The sequence below is a fragment of the Rhizobium sp. RHZ02 genome, from assembly GCF_014851575.1.
In the GTDB taxonomy this organism is placed as follows: domain Bacteria; phylum Pseudomonadota; class Alphaproteobacteria; order Rhizobiales; family Rhizobiaceae; genus Rhizobium; species Rhizobium altiplani.
The window spans coordinates 49,123-65,995 of the sequence record NZ_JACUZX010000035.1; the positions used below are offsets into that span (position 1 = coordinate 49,123).

Genomic DNA, 16,873 nt, shown 5'->3' on the forward strand with positions numbered 1-16,873 from the left:
GCGGAAACCGTGCCTGATGAGTTGTCAGTTCATGATGGGGCGCGGCATGTCGCAGTCTTCTGCAGCGAGAGGGTGGATTCGGTGAGCGCGCTGCTTTCTCGGTATCTCAAGGATTTTGGAGAACCGGCCGTCGCCGCTCCCGTCGTGGATGCGGACGATTTCGCGAACGACTTTGGCGGCTTTGCCGATCTTGCCTCAGAGCCTGTCGTCGATCTCGAAGCAGAGCGCCACAATGCTCACGCCGAGGGCTATGCGGAAGCGACCGCCGTGTTGACGGAGAAGTATGAACTGGAAGCGCAAACGGTCGCCTTTGTTCACCAGCGCGAGGTCGAAGAGCTTCGCGACCGCTACGAGGTTGAGACTGCGGCGCTGGTCGCCTCCCGGCTTGATGCCATGGCGAGCGCGATTGCCGAGCTTGTCAGCGCGACTGTCGCAAGGGCGCTGGCCCCCGTAATGACCGATGTCCTGTCGCAGAAGGCTGCCGTCGATCTCGCCGGCATTCTTCGCGAGGCGGTATTGGAAGGCGATGTCGGCACCGTGACCGTCAAGGGACCTGCCCGGCTGTTCGATGTGTTGAAGGGTACTCTTGGCGAAAAGGCAGGTCTTCTGCGCCACCTTGAAACCGGCGATGTCGACCTGACTGTCGAATTTGGCGACGCGGTCCTTGTGACGCGCATGTCGGCCTGGGCGACGAGCTTGAAGAAAGTTCTGGAATGAGTGAGAGCGAAAACCACCATCACGGCAAGAACGAGATCATCATCGTCAAGCGGCATGGCGGCGGCGATCACGATGGGGCGCATGGCGGCGCCTGGAAGATCGCCTACGCCGACTTCATGACGGCCATGATGGCGTTCTTTCTCGTCATGTGGCTGGTCAACGCCGCGAACGAGGAAACCAAGGCCTCCGTCGCGACCTATTTCAATCCGATCAAGCTCTCCGACGAGAAGCCCACGCAAAAAGGCCTGAAGAAGCCTGTCGATCAGGCGGATGGCGATCAGAAGCAGGAGAAGTCGAAGGAAAAGGAGGACAAGCCCAACGAGGGCGCGGCGGCGGCAAACGGCGACGACCAGACCTCGACATCCGGCGACCAAACGAACTACTCCGAAGCCGACTTCTTCGAGAATCCCTATTCGGTCCTGGCAGAAATTGCGCAGGAGGTCGGCCAGCAGGCAAACGTCAGCGCCAAGGGTGAGGGCGGCGCGAGCGACTCCGGCCCTGCAACCGGAGCCGACGGTGGCCAGGCTTATCGTGACCCGTTCGATCCCGACTTCTGGACGAAGCAGGTCGAAGTTACCCATGCCAACAAAAGGCAGCCGGCTTCGAAAGATGTTCCTGCTGATGAAGCAGCGGACGCCACGGAAGTTGCGAAGGCCGAATCCGGGAACCCGGCGGATCTGACGAAAGCGGCGGACGCCGGCGAGAGTCAGGACGCACAAGCCGCAGCGACAGCAGAGGACAAGCCGCAAGCCGAGGCGCAAAAAGCCGTTGGGCAGAAGAAGGCCGAGGACCTGCAAAAGGAAATCGCGCAGCAGATCAGCGGCGTGGCCGGCAAGCTCGCCGAAGGCCTCACGGTTACGGCGTCGGAAGGCGGCCTCTTGGTCAGCATCTCCGATCAGAGCGACGATTCCATGTTCAATATCGGGTCGGCCGTTCCGCGCAAGGAAATGGTGCTCGCAATGGAAAAGATCGGTGAGATCCTGAAGAGCAAGCCGGGCGCAGTCGCCATCCGCGGTCATACGGACGGCCGTCAATACAAGGGTGAAAACGAGAACTGGCGCTTGTCCATGGATCGTGCCCAGGCGGCCTACTACATGGTCGTTCGGGGCGGACTCGACGAAAAACGCGTCTCGCAGGTTTCGGGCTTTGCCGATCGCATGCTGAAGGAGCCGGCCGATCCGTTCAATGCTGCCAACCGGCGCATCGAGATATTGCTGCAGGCGGATCAGGGATAATCCATGGTCCGTCACCACCAACGTCTTCTGCTTTTGCTTTTGGGGCTTGCGGTGAGCCCTGCTACCGGCGTGCACGCGGAAGATCAGGAGGACATTGTCCCTTACAAGATGCTCCGGTCGCTGCAGTTCGTGCAGGATTCCGTCGTGCTCGGGGATCACTCGGCTGCCGAGATGCAGCGCTTCATGCTCGGGACGATCGATCAGCGTATACGCACGATCGATCCATCGGTTTTCGATGATGAGCGTAATGTCGATGCGGCGCTAATCTACGCGATGAGCGGTGGTAATCCGGAGACCCTCGAATATCTCGTCGCGCGCGACGTGAACGGTCACTTCGACAACCGGGTCAGCGACGTCCTGCGGAAATATCTGAGCGGCAAAGGCCTGCTTGTTGCAAAGAGCCTTGTCGAGACCGCAAACGAATACAAGGACAAGAAAATCGGTCCCTATCTGGCGCTGGTGGGCGGCAACGTCACCATTGCCAAGAGTCCAGTGGAAGCGCTGAAGCTGTATGATCAGGCTCGCCTCTATGCGCCGGGTACGATCGTCGAGGAGGCGGCGCTACGCCGCTCCGTGTCTATCTGCGTCGAAGCAGGGATGGTGGATAAGGGTCTCGACTACTCGCAGCGCTACGTGCGTCGTTTCCTGCATTCGCCATATGCCAGCCAGTTCGCGGATCTTTTTGTCAGCCTGCTGGTCAATCACGATCATGAGGTGAAGCCGGACGACGTTGTTAACATCCTCTCCTTCATGGACGAGGCCAGGCAGCGCGAGGTCTACCTCCGTATCGCCCGCGCGGCGGCGATCGCCGGCAAGGGCGATCTCGCACGGATGGCCGCGGCGCGCGCCCAGACGCTTGCAGGCGATTCTGATAACGCCTTTGGAGCGCTGGCGGACTTCTACGGCGGCATGGCGGCGATCCCGACCGACAAGATCGATGCGGCCACGAAGAACATCGAATCCATCCCCGAGCAGGAGTTGTCGCCGCGCGACCAGGCCCTAAGAGCCGCGGCAAAAGCTATTGCGGAACAAGTGCTTCGTCCGCCTGAACCGGCAAGCTTGACGCAAGCGACGACCCCTAAATCTAATGGCCAAGAAATTACTTCTGAACAGGCTGAAGCGGATCAGGGGGAGGTACCAAACCCAGTTCCAGGTCCCGTTGTGGGAGAAGCGGCGGGGGGGCCGCCGTCCGATGTTGGGGGACAGCAGGACGCCGACCCGTCATTCAACGCATTCGTGACGTCAAGCCGATCGCAGTTGGATGAGATCGACGGCCTCTTGAGCAAAGAGAGTAATTGAGATGATGGACATCAGTGTTTTGGGGGGAGCATCCGGAGCAGGGGCTGCCTCTGGCATTGGCCGCCAGACGGGCAGCGGTGGCGATGCGGATGCAGGCGGGTTCTCCGATGCCCTGAACAAGGCAAGCGGCGGAAAGCATGACTCCGCCGAACAGTCCACGGCCGGCCAGCAGGCAGGCGACGGCACCGATGGCAGTACATCCACTGCGCCGCGACGCCCAAGCACTCAGCCATTGATCGATCTCGGCAGCACATCTCTCGCTGCGCAGGCGCAGATGAAAGAGAAAGCGTCTGGTTCGGCGGACAAAGAAACGAAGACGACGGAACATAACGGCAAGCCTAAGGGCAAGCACGCTGATGAAGCCGATTTGCAGGATCTTTCGGATAGGCTGGATGATGACGCTGTAACGGTTCGAAAGGGCGCCAAGGAGACGAAGGCCGACGGTGCCGACGACCAGAAGGTCGCCCCGGACGATAGCGCGCTGTCTGATGTCCTGAGCTTACTCAAGCAAGTCCCGACGGACGGAACTGCGGCTGCAGCGTTCGCGGCGATGGCAGGCGCGAAGCCGGAAGGCAAGGTATCGACAGAACCGAAAGAAAAGTCCGTTGCCAGCGTCAAGGCCAAGGATGAGATGTCTGTTGACGCAGGTCTGACCGGCGTCGATACAACCGCGGACGTCCAGTTACCCGGCACTGAGGCCGAAGGCGGTATCGACGCGACGACATTCCGGCTGACCCGTGCCGATGGCCGTGGTCAGTCCATGGACATGCATCTTGGCGTTGACACGGATGCCGCCGAGTCCGGCGGCAAGGCTAACATCGAGAGCGTCTCTGTTCTGGATTCGCGCCGCTACATCGGCCTTGCGCAGAACACCAATTCTGCCGCCGTGACGGCCGCCATATCCGGTGATCAGGAATGGGCGCACGCCATGCAGGCGAGTTCTTCGCTGTCGAACGCCGCTGAGTGGACGAGCACCGGCAAGGTGGTGAATACACTCAAGATCCAGATGAATCCGATCGAACTCGGTCTCGTCACGGCGACGATGCGGCTGCAAGGCGACGCGCTCAACGTCGATTTGAAGGTCGAGACACCAGCTGCCTACCGGCAGCTCAAGGAAGACCACGGGAAGATCATCGAGGCATTGCGCAGCCAGGGCTTCGCGATCGACAACGTGACGATCAGCATGGCGCCGGTCGACCGTTCGGACACGGGCAACCAAGCGACCGCACAGGGCCAGCAGCAGGGCCAGGCGTTTGCCCAGCAAGGCCAAGGCGGGGAGGCGCGTGAGCGCCAAAATCACTCAGGACAGCGAACTGGCGGAGGCTTCAATGACTCGGGCGAAAGCGGTGTTGAAAGCACTTCTTCTGGCGCCGCTGGCAGTAGTCGCACTGGCGACGTCTACCTCTAGCGCTGAAGCGTCGAACAGCGCCTGCGAGGTGGAGATTCAAGCCGCCGCACTGAAATACGGTATTCCGGAAGGCATACTCTATTCCGTGGGTCTGACCGAAACCGGGCGCAAGGGATCCCTCTACCCTTACGCGCTGAACATCGAAGGCAAAGCCTTCTTTCCGCCCTCCGAGCAGGATGCTCTGAGGCAGGTCGATGTGGCGCGCCGATCGGGCGCGAAGCTCATCGACATCGGCTGCATGCAGATCAACCAATACTACCATGGTGAGAATTTCCGGTCCGCGGAAGAGATGTTCGACCCCCGCCGCAATGTGGAATACGCGGCAAGGTTCCTGCGCAATCTCCACGACCGACACGAAACCTGGACGATGGCAGTGGCCCGCTATCACGCCGGTCCCAACAATGACCCTGCCCAGAAGCAATATGTCTGCCGGGTCATCGCCAATCTGGTCGCCACCGGCTACGGAAAATGGACTCGCAATGCGAGCACCTTCTGCCAAAATTGATTCAATCAAAACTAGCAGAAAACAGAACAAAACAGAAATGTGTCATATTGTGGCGAGAATCTGTCTCAATATGGCAAGGCAAGTCACATTTTAGACCTTGTTAACTTTTCCACGAAATTTTTGTGTGCATAATTTCGGACCGCTACTACATCTAGATCAAATCGCGCCTCAATTCTTAATCAACTATTAATTCCTGCCAGTAAGTTCCTACAGCTTGTCCCGGAATCGCGCGATTCGTACCCATAGAGCATCGAGGTACCACAAGTGATTCGGAGGCGGACGAATGATCGTAGTGGTTGATGAGCGTGAGCTCGTGAAAGATGGTTACACTTCACTTTTTGGGCGGGAAGGCATTCCTTCCACAGGGTTTGATCCACGTGAATTTGGCGAATGGGTTCAGACGGCGGCGGACGCTGATGTCGCGGCCGTCGAGGCGTTCCTGATCGGGCAGGGGCAGCAGACTTTCGAGCTGCCGCGCGCGATCCGTGACCGTACCATGGCGCCGGTTATCGCAGTCAGCGATCAGCCGTCGCTGGAAAACACCCTTGCACTTTTTGATTGTGGCGTCGATGACGTCGTGCGCAAGCCTGTGCATCCCCGCGAGATCCTGGCTAGAGCTGCCGCCATTCGGCGCAGACTGAAAGCGATTTCCAGCCACACGGATATCGGTGCGATCCGCGTGTTCTCCGACGGCCGCGATCCGGAAATTCACGGTGAGGTTTTTGCGCTCCCCCGTCGCGAGCGTCGCATCCTTGAGTACTTGATTGCAAACCGCGGTCGTCGTGTCACCAAGACGCAGATCTTCAACGCGATCTACGGGATTTTCGACGACGAAGTCGAAGAAAACGTGGTTGAAAGCCATATTTCCAAGCTGCGCAAGAAGCTCCGGAAGAAGCTGGGCTTCGATCCGGTCGATTCGAAGCGCTTCCTTGGCTATTGCATTGACTGGAACTGATTTTTTCAGAACGGGCCGCGTTGCCTGAACCTGGTCGCTGCATTCTCGCGACATTGGTTCAACGCCAGACAGCCTCACGCAAGGCCCACCAAATACTCTCAAGCCTACTAGGGGAATCGAGGTTTTCAGATGAGCATTTTTGGCAGCATGAAGACGGCCGTGTCCGGCATGAACGCCCAGGCAAACCGCCTCAGCACCGTCGCCGATAACATCGCGAACGCAAACACGACGGGCTACAAGTCCGTTTCGACCGCTTTCTCGTCGCTGGTCCTGCCATCGACCTCGGGTAACTATAATTCGGGCGGCGTCCAGACATCCGTTCGCCAGTCGGTTTCGGAACAGGGCGACATCTCCTACACGACATCAGGCTACGACCTGGCGATCTCGGGCGACGGCTTCTTCATCGTTCAGAGCCCGGACGGCGTTCCGGTTCTGACCCGCGCCGGCGATTTCACCAAAGACCCCGAAGGCAACCTGGTCAATTCCGCCGGCTTCAAGCTGATGGGTTATTCTTACGACGCTGGCGCGCCGGCCGTCGTCGTCAACGGTTTCTCGGGACTCGTGCCGATCAACGTCAACCAGTCCGGCTTGACGGCCATCGCTTCGACGACCGGTACCTTTACCGGCAACTTGAACTCCAATGCCAACGTCGCAACTGGCAACCTTCCGTCTTCCAACACGGCGCCGATCACAGCTGACACGAAGCAGATGTCGATGGTTGGTTACGACAAGCTCGGCAACACGGTTCAGTACGATTTCTACTTCACCAAGACGGCCGTGACGACGCCCCCGCCGGCAGCTCCGGGTGTTGCGAGCACGTGGGAGGTTGCAGTCTTCCGTCATGACGATGCGGCAACAGGTGGAACCTCATCATTTCCGTACACTTCGACGCCGGGTCCGGCTCTCGTTGGCTCGACAAATTTGACGTTCGATGCCAACGGCAAGATGGTCAGCACTGGCGCCCTCACCATCGCCGATCCCGTCACCACCGGTTCGATCGCCATGGACCTCAGCGGTTTCACGCAGCTCGCCGCTGATTTTGCAGGTAGCGGCACGCCGAACGGCCAGGCCGCCAGCCCGGTCAAGGATGTCACGATCGATAAGGACGGCACGGTATATGCCAAGTATGCGGATGGCACGTCGAAGCCGCTCTACCGCATTCCGCTAGCGACCGTCGCCAGCCCGGACAACATGACGCTGATGAGCGGCAACGTTTATAGCGCAAACGGCCAGTCCGGCGTGACGGTCACCGGCTTCCCGCAGACCAACGGTTTCGGCACGATCCAGGCGGGAGCACTTGAAAGCTCGAACGTCGACCTCGCCGGCGAACTGACCGAAATGATCGAGTCGCAGCGCAGCTACACTGCCAATTCCAAGGTGTTCCAGACGGGGTCCGACATCATGGACGTCCTCGTCAACCTCAAGAGATAAGTAGGGTTCGGATAAGCCATGTCGCTCACTTCCGCACTGAATACCGCGCAGAGCATATTCAGCAACACCGGCACTCAAAGCAGTGTGGTGTCGAACAATATCTCGAACTCCAGCAACAGCGACTACGTGCGCCGGCAGGCGATGATCACCACGTCGCTGAATGGAGCGCAGGTTGTGAAGATCAGCCGCGCGCAAGAAGACGCGCTAATGCGTCAGTGGCTGAAGGCGAGTGCGCAAGACAGTGGCCAGCAGACGCTGCTTGGTGGTCTGACCGACCTGAAATCGATCATGGGCGGCAACGACTACGAGACGTCGCCGGCCAACTACCTGGCGACGTTCCGCGAAAAGCTGCAGGCTTTCCGCACATCGCCAAGCAGCACCATTGCCGCGCAAAGCGCAGTCACGGCTGCGCAGGACGTCGCCAATTCGCTGAACAACGCGACGAAATCCGTGCAGGCGGTACGCCTGGGCGCCGACAAGGAAATTGCAACGCAGGTTTCGACGCTCAATACGCTGCTCGCGCAGTTCAAGACGGCGAACGATGCCGTCAAGAGCGAAACGGCAACCGGTGGTAACCCTGCCGATGCGCTGGACGATCGCGACAAGCTGCTGAAGCAGATTTCTTCGATTGTCGGTGTCAACGCCGTCGACCGTCAAAACGGCGACATGGCGCTCTATACGACGGACGGAACCGTCGTGTTCGACACCATTCCGCGAACGGTTACTTTCGTCGCGCAGGACACTTACACCGCCCAGACAAAGGGCAACGGCGTCTACATCGACGGCGTGCTGCTCGGCAGTGGCAAAGGGTCGACAACGACGGCGCAGGGAAGCCTGCAGTCACTGCTACAAGTGCGCGATGACATCGCAACGACGTTCCAGTCGCAGCTCGATGAGATCGCAAAGTCTCTCGTGACTATGTTCTCGGAGACCGGCGGCACTCCCACTACGACACAGCCAGGTCTTTTCGTCTGGAAGACGGCGACCGGAGCAACTGGCGGCACACCGACGACCACAGGCGTGATCGATGGCATCGCGGGTACGATTGCGGTCAATGCCGCCGTCATCACCAACCAGGGCGGCGACCCGATGAAATTGCGTGACGGCACGATCACCGGCCTCACGAATCTCAATCCGACGGGCAGCAGCGGTTTCTCCGACAATCTCGATGCGCTCTACACGGCGATGGGCGCGGCCCAGACCTTCTCGTCGACCGCCGGCATCTCGTCCAACGTGAACATCATGGACTACGCCTCCAATTCGATCGGATGGCTCGAGCAGTATCGAAGCGATGCGACGACTGCGTCCGAGAATACGGCAGCGGCGCTCTCGCGTTCGACGGAAGCTTATTCCAACGAGACCGGCGTCAATCTCGACGAAGAACTGACCCTGCTCCTCGACATCGAGCAGTCCTACAAGGCGGCCACCAAGATCCTAAACGCTGTCGATGAAATGTTGAAGTCATTGCTAGACATAGCGAGTTAAGCCATGAAAAGTTCATTTATTTCTAGTTCGGCCATTCAGAACGCAATGCGATTGACGATCCGCCAGTCGCAGAAGCAATTGGTAACCGCGTCTCTCGAGGCGACAACGGGCGTTTACGCCGACATCGGCGCCTCCCTGGGCTCTGGTGCAGCCAAGAGCGTGAATTTCACAGCTGAGGTCAGCCGCATCAAGGCCCTCAAGGGCAGCAATTCCATCGTATCGGCGCGTCTCGAAGCTTCGCAGCTCGGCCTCAACAGTATGAAGACGGCCGGCGACGCACTGGTCTCCAAGCTGACCGCGCTTCAGGGAAGCCAGGACAAGACCAGCATCGCGGTGGCCATGCAATCTGCCGGCGACGCGCTTTCGCAGCTGATGGACACGGGCAATTCGATGCTCAACGGCGAGTACCTGTTCTCGGGTATCAACACCGATGTGCAGCCGCTCACCAACCAACAGAATGCCGCAACGACCGCCATTCAGACGAACCTCGAAGCCTACGCGAGCGGCCTGGGCAAGCCGGTAAGCTCTTTGACCGGCGCCGAGATGGGCACCTTCATCACGAACTTCGTTGAGCCGATGTTCTCCCAGGACACGTTCAACAGCACCTCCACACCGGTTGCATTCCCGCCGCCCGGCGCACCGACCCCGGTTGCACCCGCGGCCTACGTCACGCCGCCGGCCTGGAGCGATTGGTCGGCTGCTTCGAACCAGAACATGACGAGCCGCATCAGCAACTCTGAAGTCGTCACGTCGTCGACCAATTCCAACTCGGACGGCATGCGCTACTTCGCGCTGGCTTCGATCACAGTGTCGGCGCTGGCCAGCCAAAATCTGGGCGCCGACGCACTGAGCAAGGTCACCTCCACGGCGATTGGCTATGCCGCGCAGGCCACGACCGGCATCGTGACCCAGGCGAGCCAACTCGGCCTTTCGCAGGAGCGCGTCGAGAAGGCCAATGACGCTCTCGATGCACAGTCGAGCATTCTTCAGAACAAGCTCGTCGATCTTCAGGGCGTGGATACGTCGGAAGCGTCGACGCTGGTCAATACCCTCCAGACTCAGCTGGAGACCGCCTACACCATCGTATCGAAAATCCAGCAGTTGAGTCTCGTGAATTACCTTTGATGATCAAAGGTACGAAAGACAAAGAAGGATGCATGAATGTATCAGTTCTCTTACTCCGAGATCATGGAGGACTCGGTGGCCGATGCGAAGGAGCGGGAGCGTCAAGTTCTCGACCGGTCCATAGAGCTGCTGTCGATTGCGCGAGACAAAGAGAAATACAGCCGGGAAGCCATTGATGCATTGTTCTACACCCGGCGCGTTTGGGTAAGTTTTATCGAGGATCTCAAGCATCCGGACAACCAGCTTGAGATCCAATTGCGGGCCAACCTCATCTCCATCGCGATCTGGATCTTGAAGGAGTGCGATCGGATCAGGCGCCGGCAATCGACAAACTACCAAGGCATTATCGACGTTACCACCATCATCAGGGATGGACTAAAATGAAAAGCACACTTCGTATCTCGCTAAAAGCCGGGGAAAAGATCTTCATCAACGGTGCGGTCCTGCGCGTCGATCGCAAGGTCGCGCTGGAATTCCTGAATGATGTAACATTCCTTCTCGAAAACCACGTCCTCCAGCCGGAAGACGCGACGACGCCTCTGCGCCAGCTCTATTTCATCGCGCAGATGATCCTCATCAATCCGGAAGGCAAGGATCAGTCGACCGCGATGTTCCGCAAGTCGATCACGATGCTGCTGACCTGCTTCAAGAACGAGGAAGTCCTCGCCGAACTGAAGCGCGTTGACGGTCTCGTTTCGACCGGCCGCGCCTTCGACGCCCTGAAGGCGATCCGCGGTCTCTATCCGATCGAGGATAGCATTCTCAACAACCAAGAAATGCACCCGACGATGGTCGAGCAGATTCGCAAGGAGATCGCACCATGGCGGTAGACGGCGTCTCAAACGTCAATAGTTCTTCGTCGTCGAGCACCTCGAGCGCGCAACAGAAGGCGACGCTCAACTACGACAACTTCCTGCAGCTCCTCATCGCGCAGATGAAAAACCAGGATCCGACGGATCCGGTGGACGCGAGCGAACAGATGTCGCAGCTGGCGAGCTTCTCGCAGGTCGAGCAGACGATCCAGACGAACAGCAAGCTGGACACGCTGCTGGCGAGCTCCAGCCTGACGCAGGCTGGCAGCTACATCGGCAAGTACATGACCAGCGCTGACGGCAGCGTGAAGGGCACGGTTGCGTCGGTGAAGGTTTATTCCGACGGCATCATTGCGACGACGACGGATGGCGGTAGTATTCTCGTTCAGGCGGGAATCACCCTGGCCGACAAGGCTCCGACGACGACCGACACATCGTCTTCGAGCTAGTTGAAATGACAAGGCGGTTCGGCCACACCGGACGGACCGCAAGGCGATATGAGGTTGCCTGCAATGAATGAAGCTGATGCACTTGACCTATTCCAGGCAGCGATCTGGACCGTTCTTGTTTCCGCCGGCCCGGCGGTCGCAGCGGCCATGATCGTCGGTCTGATCATCGCGCTGTTCCAGGCGCTGACGCAGGTTCAAGAAGCGACACTCACCTTCGTTCCGAAGATCGTGGCCGTCCTCGTCACCATCGGCATCTCGGCTCCGTTCGTCGGATCGCAGATTTCGATTTTCACCAATCTGGTGTTTTCGCGCATTCAGTCAGGTTTCTGAGCCACTTTCGCGCAAGCTTCGCCATTTAAGTCTCGTTCCGAATTGGTGGGCATCATGCCCGCACCTCTCATGAAGAGACGGAATCGAAATGGCGCAACCTCCTGCACTCCCCCTCCCGAAAGCCGGACTTAGCGTACGTGATATCGGTTTTGCCATGGGCATCATCGTTATTATCTGCGTGCTCTTCCTGCCGATCCCGCCGTTCCTGATCGATATGGGACTGGCCTTCTCGATCGCCTTCTCGGTGCTGATCCTGATGGTGGCGCTGTGGATCCAGAAGCCGCTCGATTTCTCGTCCTTCCCGACCATTCTTCTGATCGCGACCATGACGCGATTGGCGCTGAACATCGCGACGACGCGCGTCATCCTATCGCATGGCAACGAGGGTCATGATGCCGCCGGCGGTGTCATCGCGGGCTTTGCCAGCCTTGTCATGTCCGGCGACTTCGTGATCGGTCTGATCGTCTTTTTGATCCTGATCACCATCAACTTCATCGTTATCACCAAGGGTGCTACGCGTATCGCGGAAGTCGGCGCGCGCTTCACCCTCGATGCGATCCCCGGCAAGCAGATGTCGATCGACGCCGACCTTTCGGCCGGCATCATCGACGAGAAGGAAGCACAGCGCCGCCGCAAGGAGCTGGAAGAGGAAAGCTCCTTCTTCGGCGCCATGGACGGTGCGTCCAAGTTCGTTCGCGGCGACGCGATTGCCGGCTTGCTGATCACTTGCATCAACGTCTTCGGCGGCATCATCATCGGTTACTTCCGCCATGGAATGCCGATCTCCGAAGCCGCCGACGTCTTCGTCAAGCTCTCGGTTGGTGACGGTCTCGTTTCGCAGATGCCGGCCCTCATCGTTTCTCTCGCAGCCGGCCTTCTCGTGTCGCGCGGCGGCACCGTCGGTTCCACCGAACAGGCAGTCGTCAACCAGCTCAGCGGTTATCCGCGGGCGCTTTCTGTTTCTGCGGTTCTGATGGCGATCCTCGGCCTGATGCCGGGTCTGCCATTTGTGCCCTTCATGTTCCTGTCCGGTCTTCTGGCCTTTGGTGCCTGGTTCATTCCCCGCCAGGTCGAGGCGGAGAACAGGGCTCGCCGCGAGCTGGAAGAAAAGAAGGTCATCCAGAACAAGGAACTCGAAAAGGATTCCGTCAAGTCGGTGCTGCGCACATCGGAAATCGAGCTCGCGCTCGGCAAGATGGTGTCGACACGCCTGCTCGGCGCTCACCAGGAGCTTGCCTTCCGCGTCGGCAAGATGCGCAAGAAGTTCGCGACGCAGTACGGTTTCGTTGTTCCGGAGATCAAGGTCACGGACGATATCGGCATTGCCGAGAAGTCCTATCAGATCCGAATCCACGGCACGACGGTCGCGTCCAACCTGCTGCGCGTTGGCGAAGTTCTTGTTGTCACCGGCTCCGGCCGCAAGCCAAGCATTCCGGGCGACGAGATTCGCGAACCAGCCTTCGGCATGCCGGCGGTTTCCATACTCGAAGCATTCGCCGACGATCTGAAGCGCGAGGGTTTCCAGCCGATCGACAACGTTTCTGTCGTCCTGACGCATATGAGCGAAGTCATCCGCAACAATCTGCCGGCGCTCCTGTCGTACAAGGATGTGAAGGTCCTGATCGACAGGCTCGATCCGGAATACAAGAAGCTGGCGGACGAGATCTGCTCGTCGCACATGTCCTATTCCGGCCTGCAGGCCGTGCTGAAATTGCTCCTCGCCGAGCGTGTGTCGATCCGCAACCTGCACCTCATCCTGGAAGCCGTCGCCGAACTCGCGCCGCATGTCCGCAAGACCGAGCAGATTGTCGAGCATGTGCGTGTTCGCATGGCGCAGCAGCTTTGCGGCGATCTCGCGGACAACGGCGTGCTTCGCGTGCTGCGACTCGGCAGCAAGTGGGATCTCGCCTTCCATCAGGCGCTGAAGCGCGACAACAAGGGCGAGATCATCGAGTTCGACATCGACCCGCGCATGCTCGAAGAGTTCAGCGAGCAAGCGACAAAAGTTATCCGTGAATTCATGGATCGCGGCCTGCCGTTCGCCCTTGTCACCTCGCCGGAAACACGCTCCTATGTGCGCATGATCATCGAACGATTGTTCGCAACGCTCCCGGTCCTGTCGCATGTCGAGCTGGCCAAGGGCATCGAGATAAAGATTCTGGGCTCCATTTCATGATAACAGACCCGCAAGGGACCGTCCTGGCGCTGTTCCTGATCTTCTGCAGGATCGGCGGCTGTGTTCTGGTGATGCCCGGCTTTTCGTCTGCCCGTGTCGCACCGCACTTGCGGGTTTTCATTGCAGCTGCCTTATCCCTTGCGATCCTTCCAGTGCTCTGGGAAACGGTCTATCCAATCGTCCACACCTCGAACGCCACCTATATCGGCTACATTTTCAGCGAGTCGCTGGTTGGCGTCATGTATGGCATGCTTGCTCGGCTTTACACGCTCGGCCTGCAGTTCGCAGCCAGCGTGATTGCGATGATGGTCGGCTACACTCAACCGAGCGCGGGCGATATCTTCGAAGATTCCCCGGAAAGCAGCCTTTCAGGGTTCATCACCTTTGCCGGCATGATGATCCTGTTCATGATGGACTTTCATCACGTCGTCTTCCGGGCATTGGTCGATTCCTACACGTCGATGCCCTTCGGAGGCATCCTGCAGATGCGCAGCACGCTGATCTCGTTCACGGACACGCTGTCATCGACGTTCTTGATCATGCTGCGGCTCTCAAGCCCCTTCCTGATCTACGGCCTGATGTTCAACATCGCGATCGGCTTCATCAACAAGCTGGCGCCGCAGATTCCGGTGTATTTCATTTCGACGCCCTATCTGCTTCTCGGCGGCCTGTTCCTGTTCTATTTCTCAGTGGCGGCGCTGGTCAGCCAGTTCGGCCAATCCTTCGCCAGCGTGTTCATCGGCAGGTAGCGACATGGTGGACAAGACGCGCTCACAGAAACTGAAACGCCTCGTGGCGGTTCAACGTCATCTGGAGCAGATGGCTGAATTCGACCTTGCCGAAACGAGCCGTCAGCGGTCGGAAGTCAACGAGCAAATGGACAGCGTCATCCTAGCGCTCGGCTCCATGGACCCGGTCCATCATGCCTTCTCGCAAAGCTATGCGGATCGCTTCAACCGATTGGGGATCAAGGACAAGCAGCTGATCGGCATGCAGCAGATTCACGAAATGCGCGTTGTTCAGGAACGCGCCAAGGGCGATCGCCTGGAAGACGGCATGCGTGAGGCGCTCGAGGCCGAGCGCCGCGAAGCCGCCGACAACGCAGTCTATGATCTCATCGATCAAAAATTCGGTACGCCAGCCTCCAGCAAGCTTCAAAAATCATAATCGTCACAATCTTAATCAAGAGGATTGTGACTTGGCTATTTCACCTCCGAGTGATCTGGTCCTGGATGTTGTCAAAGCTGCCGACCCGCTCGAGGTGCAGGCAGCCCAGGAAAAACTGAAGGCAAACCAGGCGGCGTTTGCCGCCAACAGTCTCGCCGAAGCCGGCAACGGCTTTACCTCGGCCGTCGATATTCTCGATCGCGCCGCGGGCAAGACCGGTTTGAGCGACAGCAAAAACCGCAGCACCAAGACAGAAGAGGTGCCGGAAACCTATCGCAAGTTCGAGGCCATGGTCCTGCAGAACTTCATCAAGAACATGCTGCCGAACGACAGCGAAGAAGTGTACGGCAAGGGTGCCACCGGTGATATCTGGAAGGGCATGATGGCCGAACAGCTCGGCAACGAGATTTCGAAGGGCGACGGCATCGGCATTGCCAAGCAGCTCTATCACGATGCGCTGAAGAAGCAGGAAGGCAAGGTCGCCAACGCTTCCACCGATCAGGACGATCGCAACATGGCGATGAGCATGATCGACGACTTCCAGCGCAAGACCTTCGGTACACCAACTGCGGACAACAAGTCCGCCAATGACGCCTGAGAAAATCGAGGACAAAAATGGAAATAATCTCGAACGACTATCGTATCAAATCGGTTCTTGGACGCCTCGAAATGATCATCGACAACGAGAACACGCGTATCGGCAACGATCCGCAGTTCGATCTCAAGGTGTCGAACACGCACAAGAGCCGCTGCCTCTACGAGCTGTCGATGCTCTTCCGCGACACAGACCCGAAGGAACTGGCTGCCACGCATCTTGATCAGCTGCATGGGCTCAAGAAGAAGCTGGTGCTGAACGCACGGCGCGTCGAAGCGCATCTGGAAGCGGTCCGCACCGTTGCCGATCTCCTGAAGAATGCAGTCCAGGATGCGGACGCCGACGGCACCTATTCCCAAGAGCAATTCGTAGCACGTGACGCTTGATGATTAAGCTCGTTCTGACAGGCGTCTGGGTTTGCGCGATCACGCTGGCATCGGTCTATTTCTCGGTGCACATGGCAACGGCACCTGCGCCGGCCCCCGATGATGCCAAGCAAAGCCAGCTCGAGCTTGTAAAGGGCGAGACGATCACCGTGCCGATCATCGCCGACGGTACAATTACCGGCTACTTCCTCGGCAGGATCTCGTTCATGATGAACAAGGACGCGGTGAAGAACGTGTCCTTGCCTCTGACGGAAATGACGACCGACGAGCTCTTTACATTGCTCGTCGGCAACAAGATGATCGACATCTCCAACATGAAATCCTTCGATCCGAACGCCTTTCGGGAGATGATAAAGAAGGACGTCAACCAGCATCTGGGTGGAGAGTATATCGAGCAGGTCATGCTGGAACAGCTCGACTACCTCCCCAAGACGAGTGACTCCGGACAACACAAGAGGACGGGCAAGCCCGTCAACGTCGTCGCTCCGGAACCGGTAGCGGATTAAAGCTGCCAGAGAGTGACTCGGTCCTTGCTTTAAGCGGCGCCCTTGGGGCGCCGTCAGACTGCTGACGAACCCGTCGATATTTTCGGCGGGTTTGTTTTTTGGACGTTGGTTGTTTTAGTTGGGTTCTGAGGCGGGGCGAAGTTGGCGGCCTCTGGCCCTCATGCGATGGCTGGTCTGGGTGGCTTGGTGAGCGCCATGGCGATCTTCTTGATGTTTTGGGCGGCTGCAGCCAGCAGGCACTGGCATGCGACGCGGGTGAGACTTCGAAAGCGGGCATAGCGATGCCCGTGAA

At 58.6% G+C, this 16,873-nt stretch carries 19 protein-coding genes; all 19 read left to right on the forward strand.

The window, feature by feature from the left end:
• The first annotated feature begins 81 nt into the window (after positions 1-81).
• The 19 genes from IB244_RS29240 (at position 82) to IB244_RS29330 (ending at position 16,581) form a co-directional block, all read left to right on the forward strand.
• Positions 82-717, forward strand: a complete 636-nt coding sequence (locus IB244_RS29240; RefSeq protein ID WP_025659528.1) for a hypothetical protein — start codon at positions 82-84, stop codon at positions 715-717.
• Complete coding sequence (locus IB244_RS29245; RefSeq protein WP_192306560.1) at positions 714-1,952, forward strand: MotB family protein; 1,239 nt, start codon at positions 714-716, stop codon at positions 1,950-1,952. The genes IB244_RS29240 and IB244_RS29245 overlap by 4 nt, the downstream gene beginning before the upstream one ends.
• Before the next feature lie 3 nt (positions 1,953-1,955).
• On the forward strand, positions 1,956-3,251 hold the full coding sequence (motC, locus tag IB244_RS29250) for a chemotaxis protein MotC (RefSeq protein ID WP_192306562.1): 1,296 nt from the start codon (positions 1,956-1,958) through the stop codon (positions 3,249-3,251).
• Position 3,252: 1 nt separating this feature from the next.
• On the forward strand, positions 3,253-4,659 hold the full coding sequence (locus IB244_RS29255; protein ID WP_192306564.1) for a flagellar hook-length control protein FliK: 1,407 nt from the start codon (positions 3,253-3,255) through the stop codon (positions 4,657-4,659).
• Complete coding sequence (locus IB244_RS29260; RefSeq protein ID WP_025659524.1) at positions 4,601-5,164, forward strand: lytic transglycosylase domain-containing protein; 564 nt, start codon at positions 4,601-4,603, stop codon at positions 5,162-5,164. Before IB244_RS29255 ends, IB244_RS29260 begins: the two co-directional genes overlap by 59 nt.
• A gap of 283 nt (positions 5,165-5,447) precedes the next feature.
• The gene (gene rem / locus IB244_RS29265; RefSeq protein ID WP_018856802.1) at positions 5,448-6,119 is read left to right on the forward strand and encodes a transcriptional activator Rem; all 672 of its coding nucleotides are present in this window, start codon (positions 5,448-5,450) and stop codon (positions 6,117-6,119) included.
• A gap of 129 nt (positions 6,120-6,248) precedes the next feature.
• Positions 6,249-7,550 carry a flagellar hook protein FlgE gene (locus IB244_RS29270; RefSeq protein WP_018856803.1) on the forward strand — a complete coding sequence of 434 codons (1,302 nt, stop codon included), beginning with the start codon at positions 6,249-6,251 and terminating at the stop codon, positions 7,548-7,550.
• 18 nt (positions 7,551-7,568) lie between these two features.
• The gene (gene flgK / locus IB244_RS29275; RefSeq protein WP_169681195.1) at positions 7,569-9,035 is read left to right on the forward strand and encodes a flagellar hook-associated protein FlgK; all 1,467 of its coding nucleotides are present in this window, start codon (positions 7,569-7,571) and stop codon (positions 9,033-9,035) included.
• Between the two features lie 3 nt (positions 9,036-9,038).
• On the forward strand, positions 9,039-10,160 hold the full coding sequence (locus tag IB244_RS29280) for a flagellar hook-associated family protein (RefSeq protein ID WP_169681197.1): 1,122 nt from the start codon (positions 9,039-9,041) through the stop codon (positions 10,158-10,160).
• A 36-nt stretch (positions 10,161-10,196) separates the two neighbouring features.
• A complete protein-coding gene (gene flaF, locus IB244_RS29285) occupies positions 10,197-10,544 on the forward strand; it encodes a flagellar biosynthesis regulator FlaF (RefSeq protein ID WP_007530128.1) in 348 nt (115 codons plus the stop codon).
• The gene (flbT, locus tag IB244_RS29290; RefSeq protein ID WP_018856806.1) at positions 10,541-10,990 is read left to right on the forward strand and encodes a flagellar biosynthesis repressor FlbT; all 450 of its coding nucleotides are present in this window, start codon (positions 10,541-10,543) and stop codon (positions 10,988-10,990) included. The genes flaF and flbT overlap by 4 nt, the downstream gene beginning before the upstream one ends.
• A complete protein-coding gene (gene flgD / locus IB244_RS29295; protein WP_018856807.1) occupies positions 10,981-11,421 on the forward strand; it encodes a flagellar hook assembly protein FlgD in 441 nt (146 codons plus the stop codon). Before flbT ends, flgD begins: the two co-directional genes overlap by 10 nt.
• Positions 11,422-11,484: 63 nt before the next feature.
• Positions 11,485-11,751, forward strand: coding sequence for a flagellar biosynthesis protein FliQ (gene fliQ, locus IB244_RS29300; protein ID WP_018856808.1), 267 nt, complete (start codon positions 11,485-11,487; stop codon positions 11,749-11,751).
• Between the two features lie 88 nt (positions 11,752-11,839).
• On the forward strand, positions 11,840-13,927 hold the full coding sequence (gene flhA / locus IB244_RS29305; RefSeq protein ID WP_026371745.1) for a flagellar biosynthesis protein FlhA: 2,088 nt from the start codon (positions 11,840-11,842) through the stop codon (positions 13,925-13,927).
• Positions 13,924-14,676 (forward strand): flagellar biosynthetic protein FliR, encoded by a 753-nt coding sequence (fliR, locus tag IB244_RS29310; protein ID WP_113162470.1) that lies wholly within the window; start codon positions 13,924-13,926, stop codon positions 14,674-14,676. The genes flhA and fliR overlap by 4 nt, the downstream gene beginning before the upstream one ends.
• A 4-nt stretch (positions 14,677-14,680) precedes the next feature.
• Positions 14,681-15,094, forward strand: a complete 414-nt coding sequence (locus IB244_RS29315) for a hypothetical protein (protein ID WP_018856811.1) — start codon at positions 14,681-14,683, stop codon at positions 15,092-15,094.
• A gap of 31 nt (positions 15,095-15,125) precedes the next feature.
• Positions 15,126-15,692: a rod-binding protein gene (locus IB244_RS29320; protein WP_025659520.1), complete on the forward strand. Its 567-nt coding sequence runs from the start codon at positions 15,126-15,128 to the stop codon at positions 15,690-15,692.
• A gap of 17 nt (positions 15,693-15,709) precedes the next feature.
• Positions 15,710-16,075, forward strand: a complete 366-nt coding sequence (locus tag IB244_RS29325) for a hypothetical protein (protein ID WP_018856813.1) — start codon at positions 15,710-15,712, stop codon at positions 16,073-16,075.
• Positions 16,075-16,581: a membrane protein gene (locus IB244_RS29330; protein ID WP_018856814.1), complete on the forward strand. Its 507-nt coding sequence runs from the start codon at positions 16,075-16,077 to the stop codon at positions 16,579-16,581. Before IB244_RS29325 ends, IB244_RS29330 begins: the two co-directional genes overlap by 1 nt.
• The last annotated feature ends 292 nt before the right edge of the window (positions 16,582-16,873 follow it).

Bases quoted from the DNA above. Each gene is read 5' to 3' on its own strand.
- IB244_RS29245 (WP_192306560.1), top strand. From the start codon at position 714: ATGAGTGAGAGCGAAAACCACCATCACGGCAAGAACGAGATCATCATC.
- motC (WP_192306562.1), top strand. From the start codon at position 1,956: ATGGTCCGTCACCACCAACGTCTTCTGCTTTTGCTTTTGGGGCTTGCG.
- IB244_RS29255 (WP_192306564.1), top strand. From the start codon at position 3,253: ATGATGGACATCAGTGTTTTGGGGGGAGCATCCGGAGCAGGGGCTGCC.
- rem (WP_018856802.1), top strand. From the start codon at position 5,448: ATGATCGTAGTGGTTGATGAGCGTGAGCTCGTGAAAGATGGTTACACT.
- IB244_RS29270 (WP_018856803.1), top strand. From the start codon at position 6,249: ATGAGCATTTTTGGCAGCATGAAGACGGCCGTGTCCGGCATGAACGCC.
- flgK (WP_169681195.1), top strand. From the start codon at position 7,569: ATGTCGCTCACTTCCGCACTGAATACCGCGCAGAGCATATTCAGCAAC.
- IB244_RS29280 (WP_169681197.1), top strand. From the start codon at position 9,039: ATGAAAAGTTCATTTATTTCTAGTTCGGCCATTCAGAACGCAATGCGA.
- flaF (WP_007530128.1), top strand. From the start codon at position 10,197: ATGTATCAGTTCTCTTACTCCGAGATCATGGAGGACTCGGTGGCCGAT.
- flbT (WP_018856806.1), top strand. From the start codon at position 10,541: ATGAAAAGCACACTTCGTATCTCGCTAAAAGCCGGGGAAAAGATCTTC.
- flgD (WP_018856807.1), top strand. From the start codon at position 10,981: ATGGCGGTAGACGGCGTCTCAAACGTCAATAGTTCTTCGTCGTCGAGC.
- fliQ (WP_018856808.1), top strand. From the start codon at position 11,485: ATGAATGAAGCTGATGCACTTGACCTATTCCAGGCAGCGATCTGGACC.
- flhA (WP_026371745.1), top strand. From the start codon at position 11,840: ATGGCGCAACCTCCTGCACTCCCCCTCCCGAAAGCCGGACTTAGCGTA.
- fliR (WP_113162470.1), top strand. From the start codon at position 13,924: ATGATAACAGACCCGCAAGGGACCGTCCTGGCGCTGTTCCTGATCTTC.
- IB244_RS29315 (WP_018856811.1), top strand. From the start codon at position 14,681: ATGGTGGACAAGACGCGCTCACAGAAACTGAAACGCCTCGTGGCGGTT.
- IB244_RS29325 (WP_018856813.1), top strand. From the start codon at position 15,710: ATGGAAATAATCTCGAACGACTATCGTATCAAATCGGTTCTTGGACGC.
- IB244_RS29330 (WP_018856814.1), top strand. From the start codon at position 16,075: ATGATTAAGCTCGTTCTGACAGGCGTCTGGGTTTGCGCGATCACGCTG.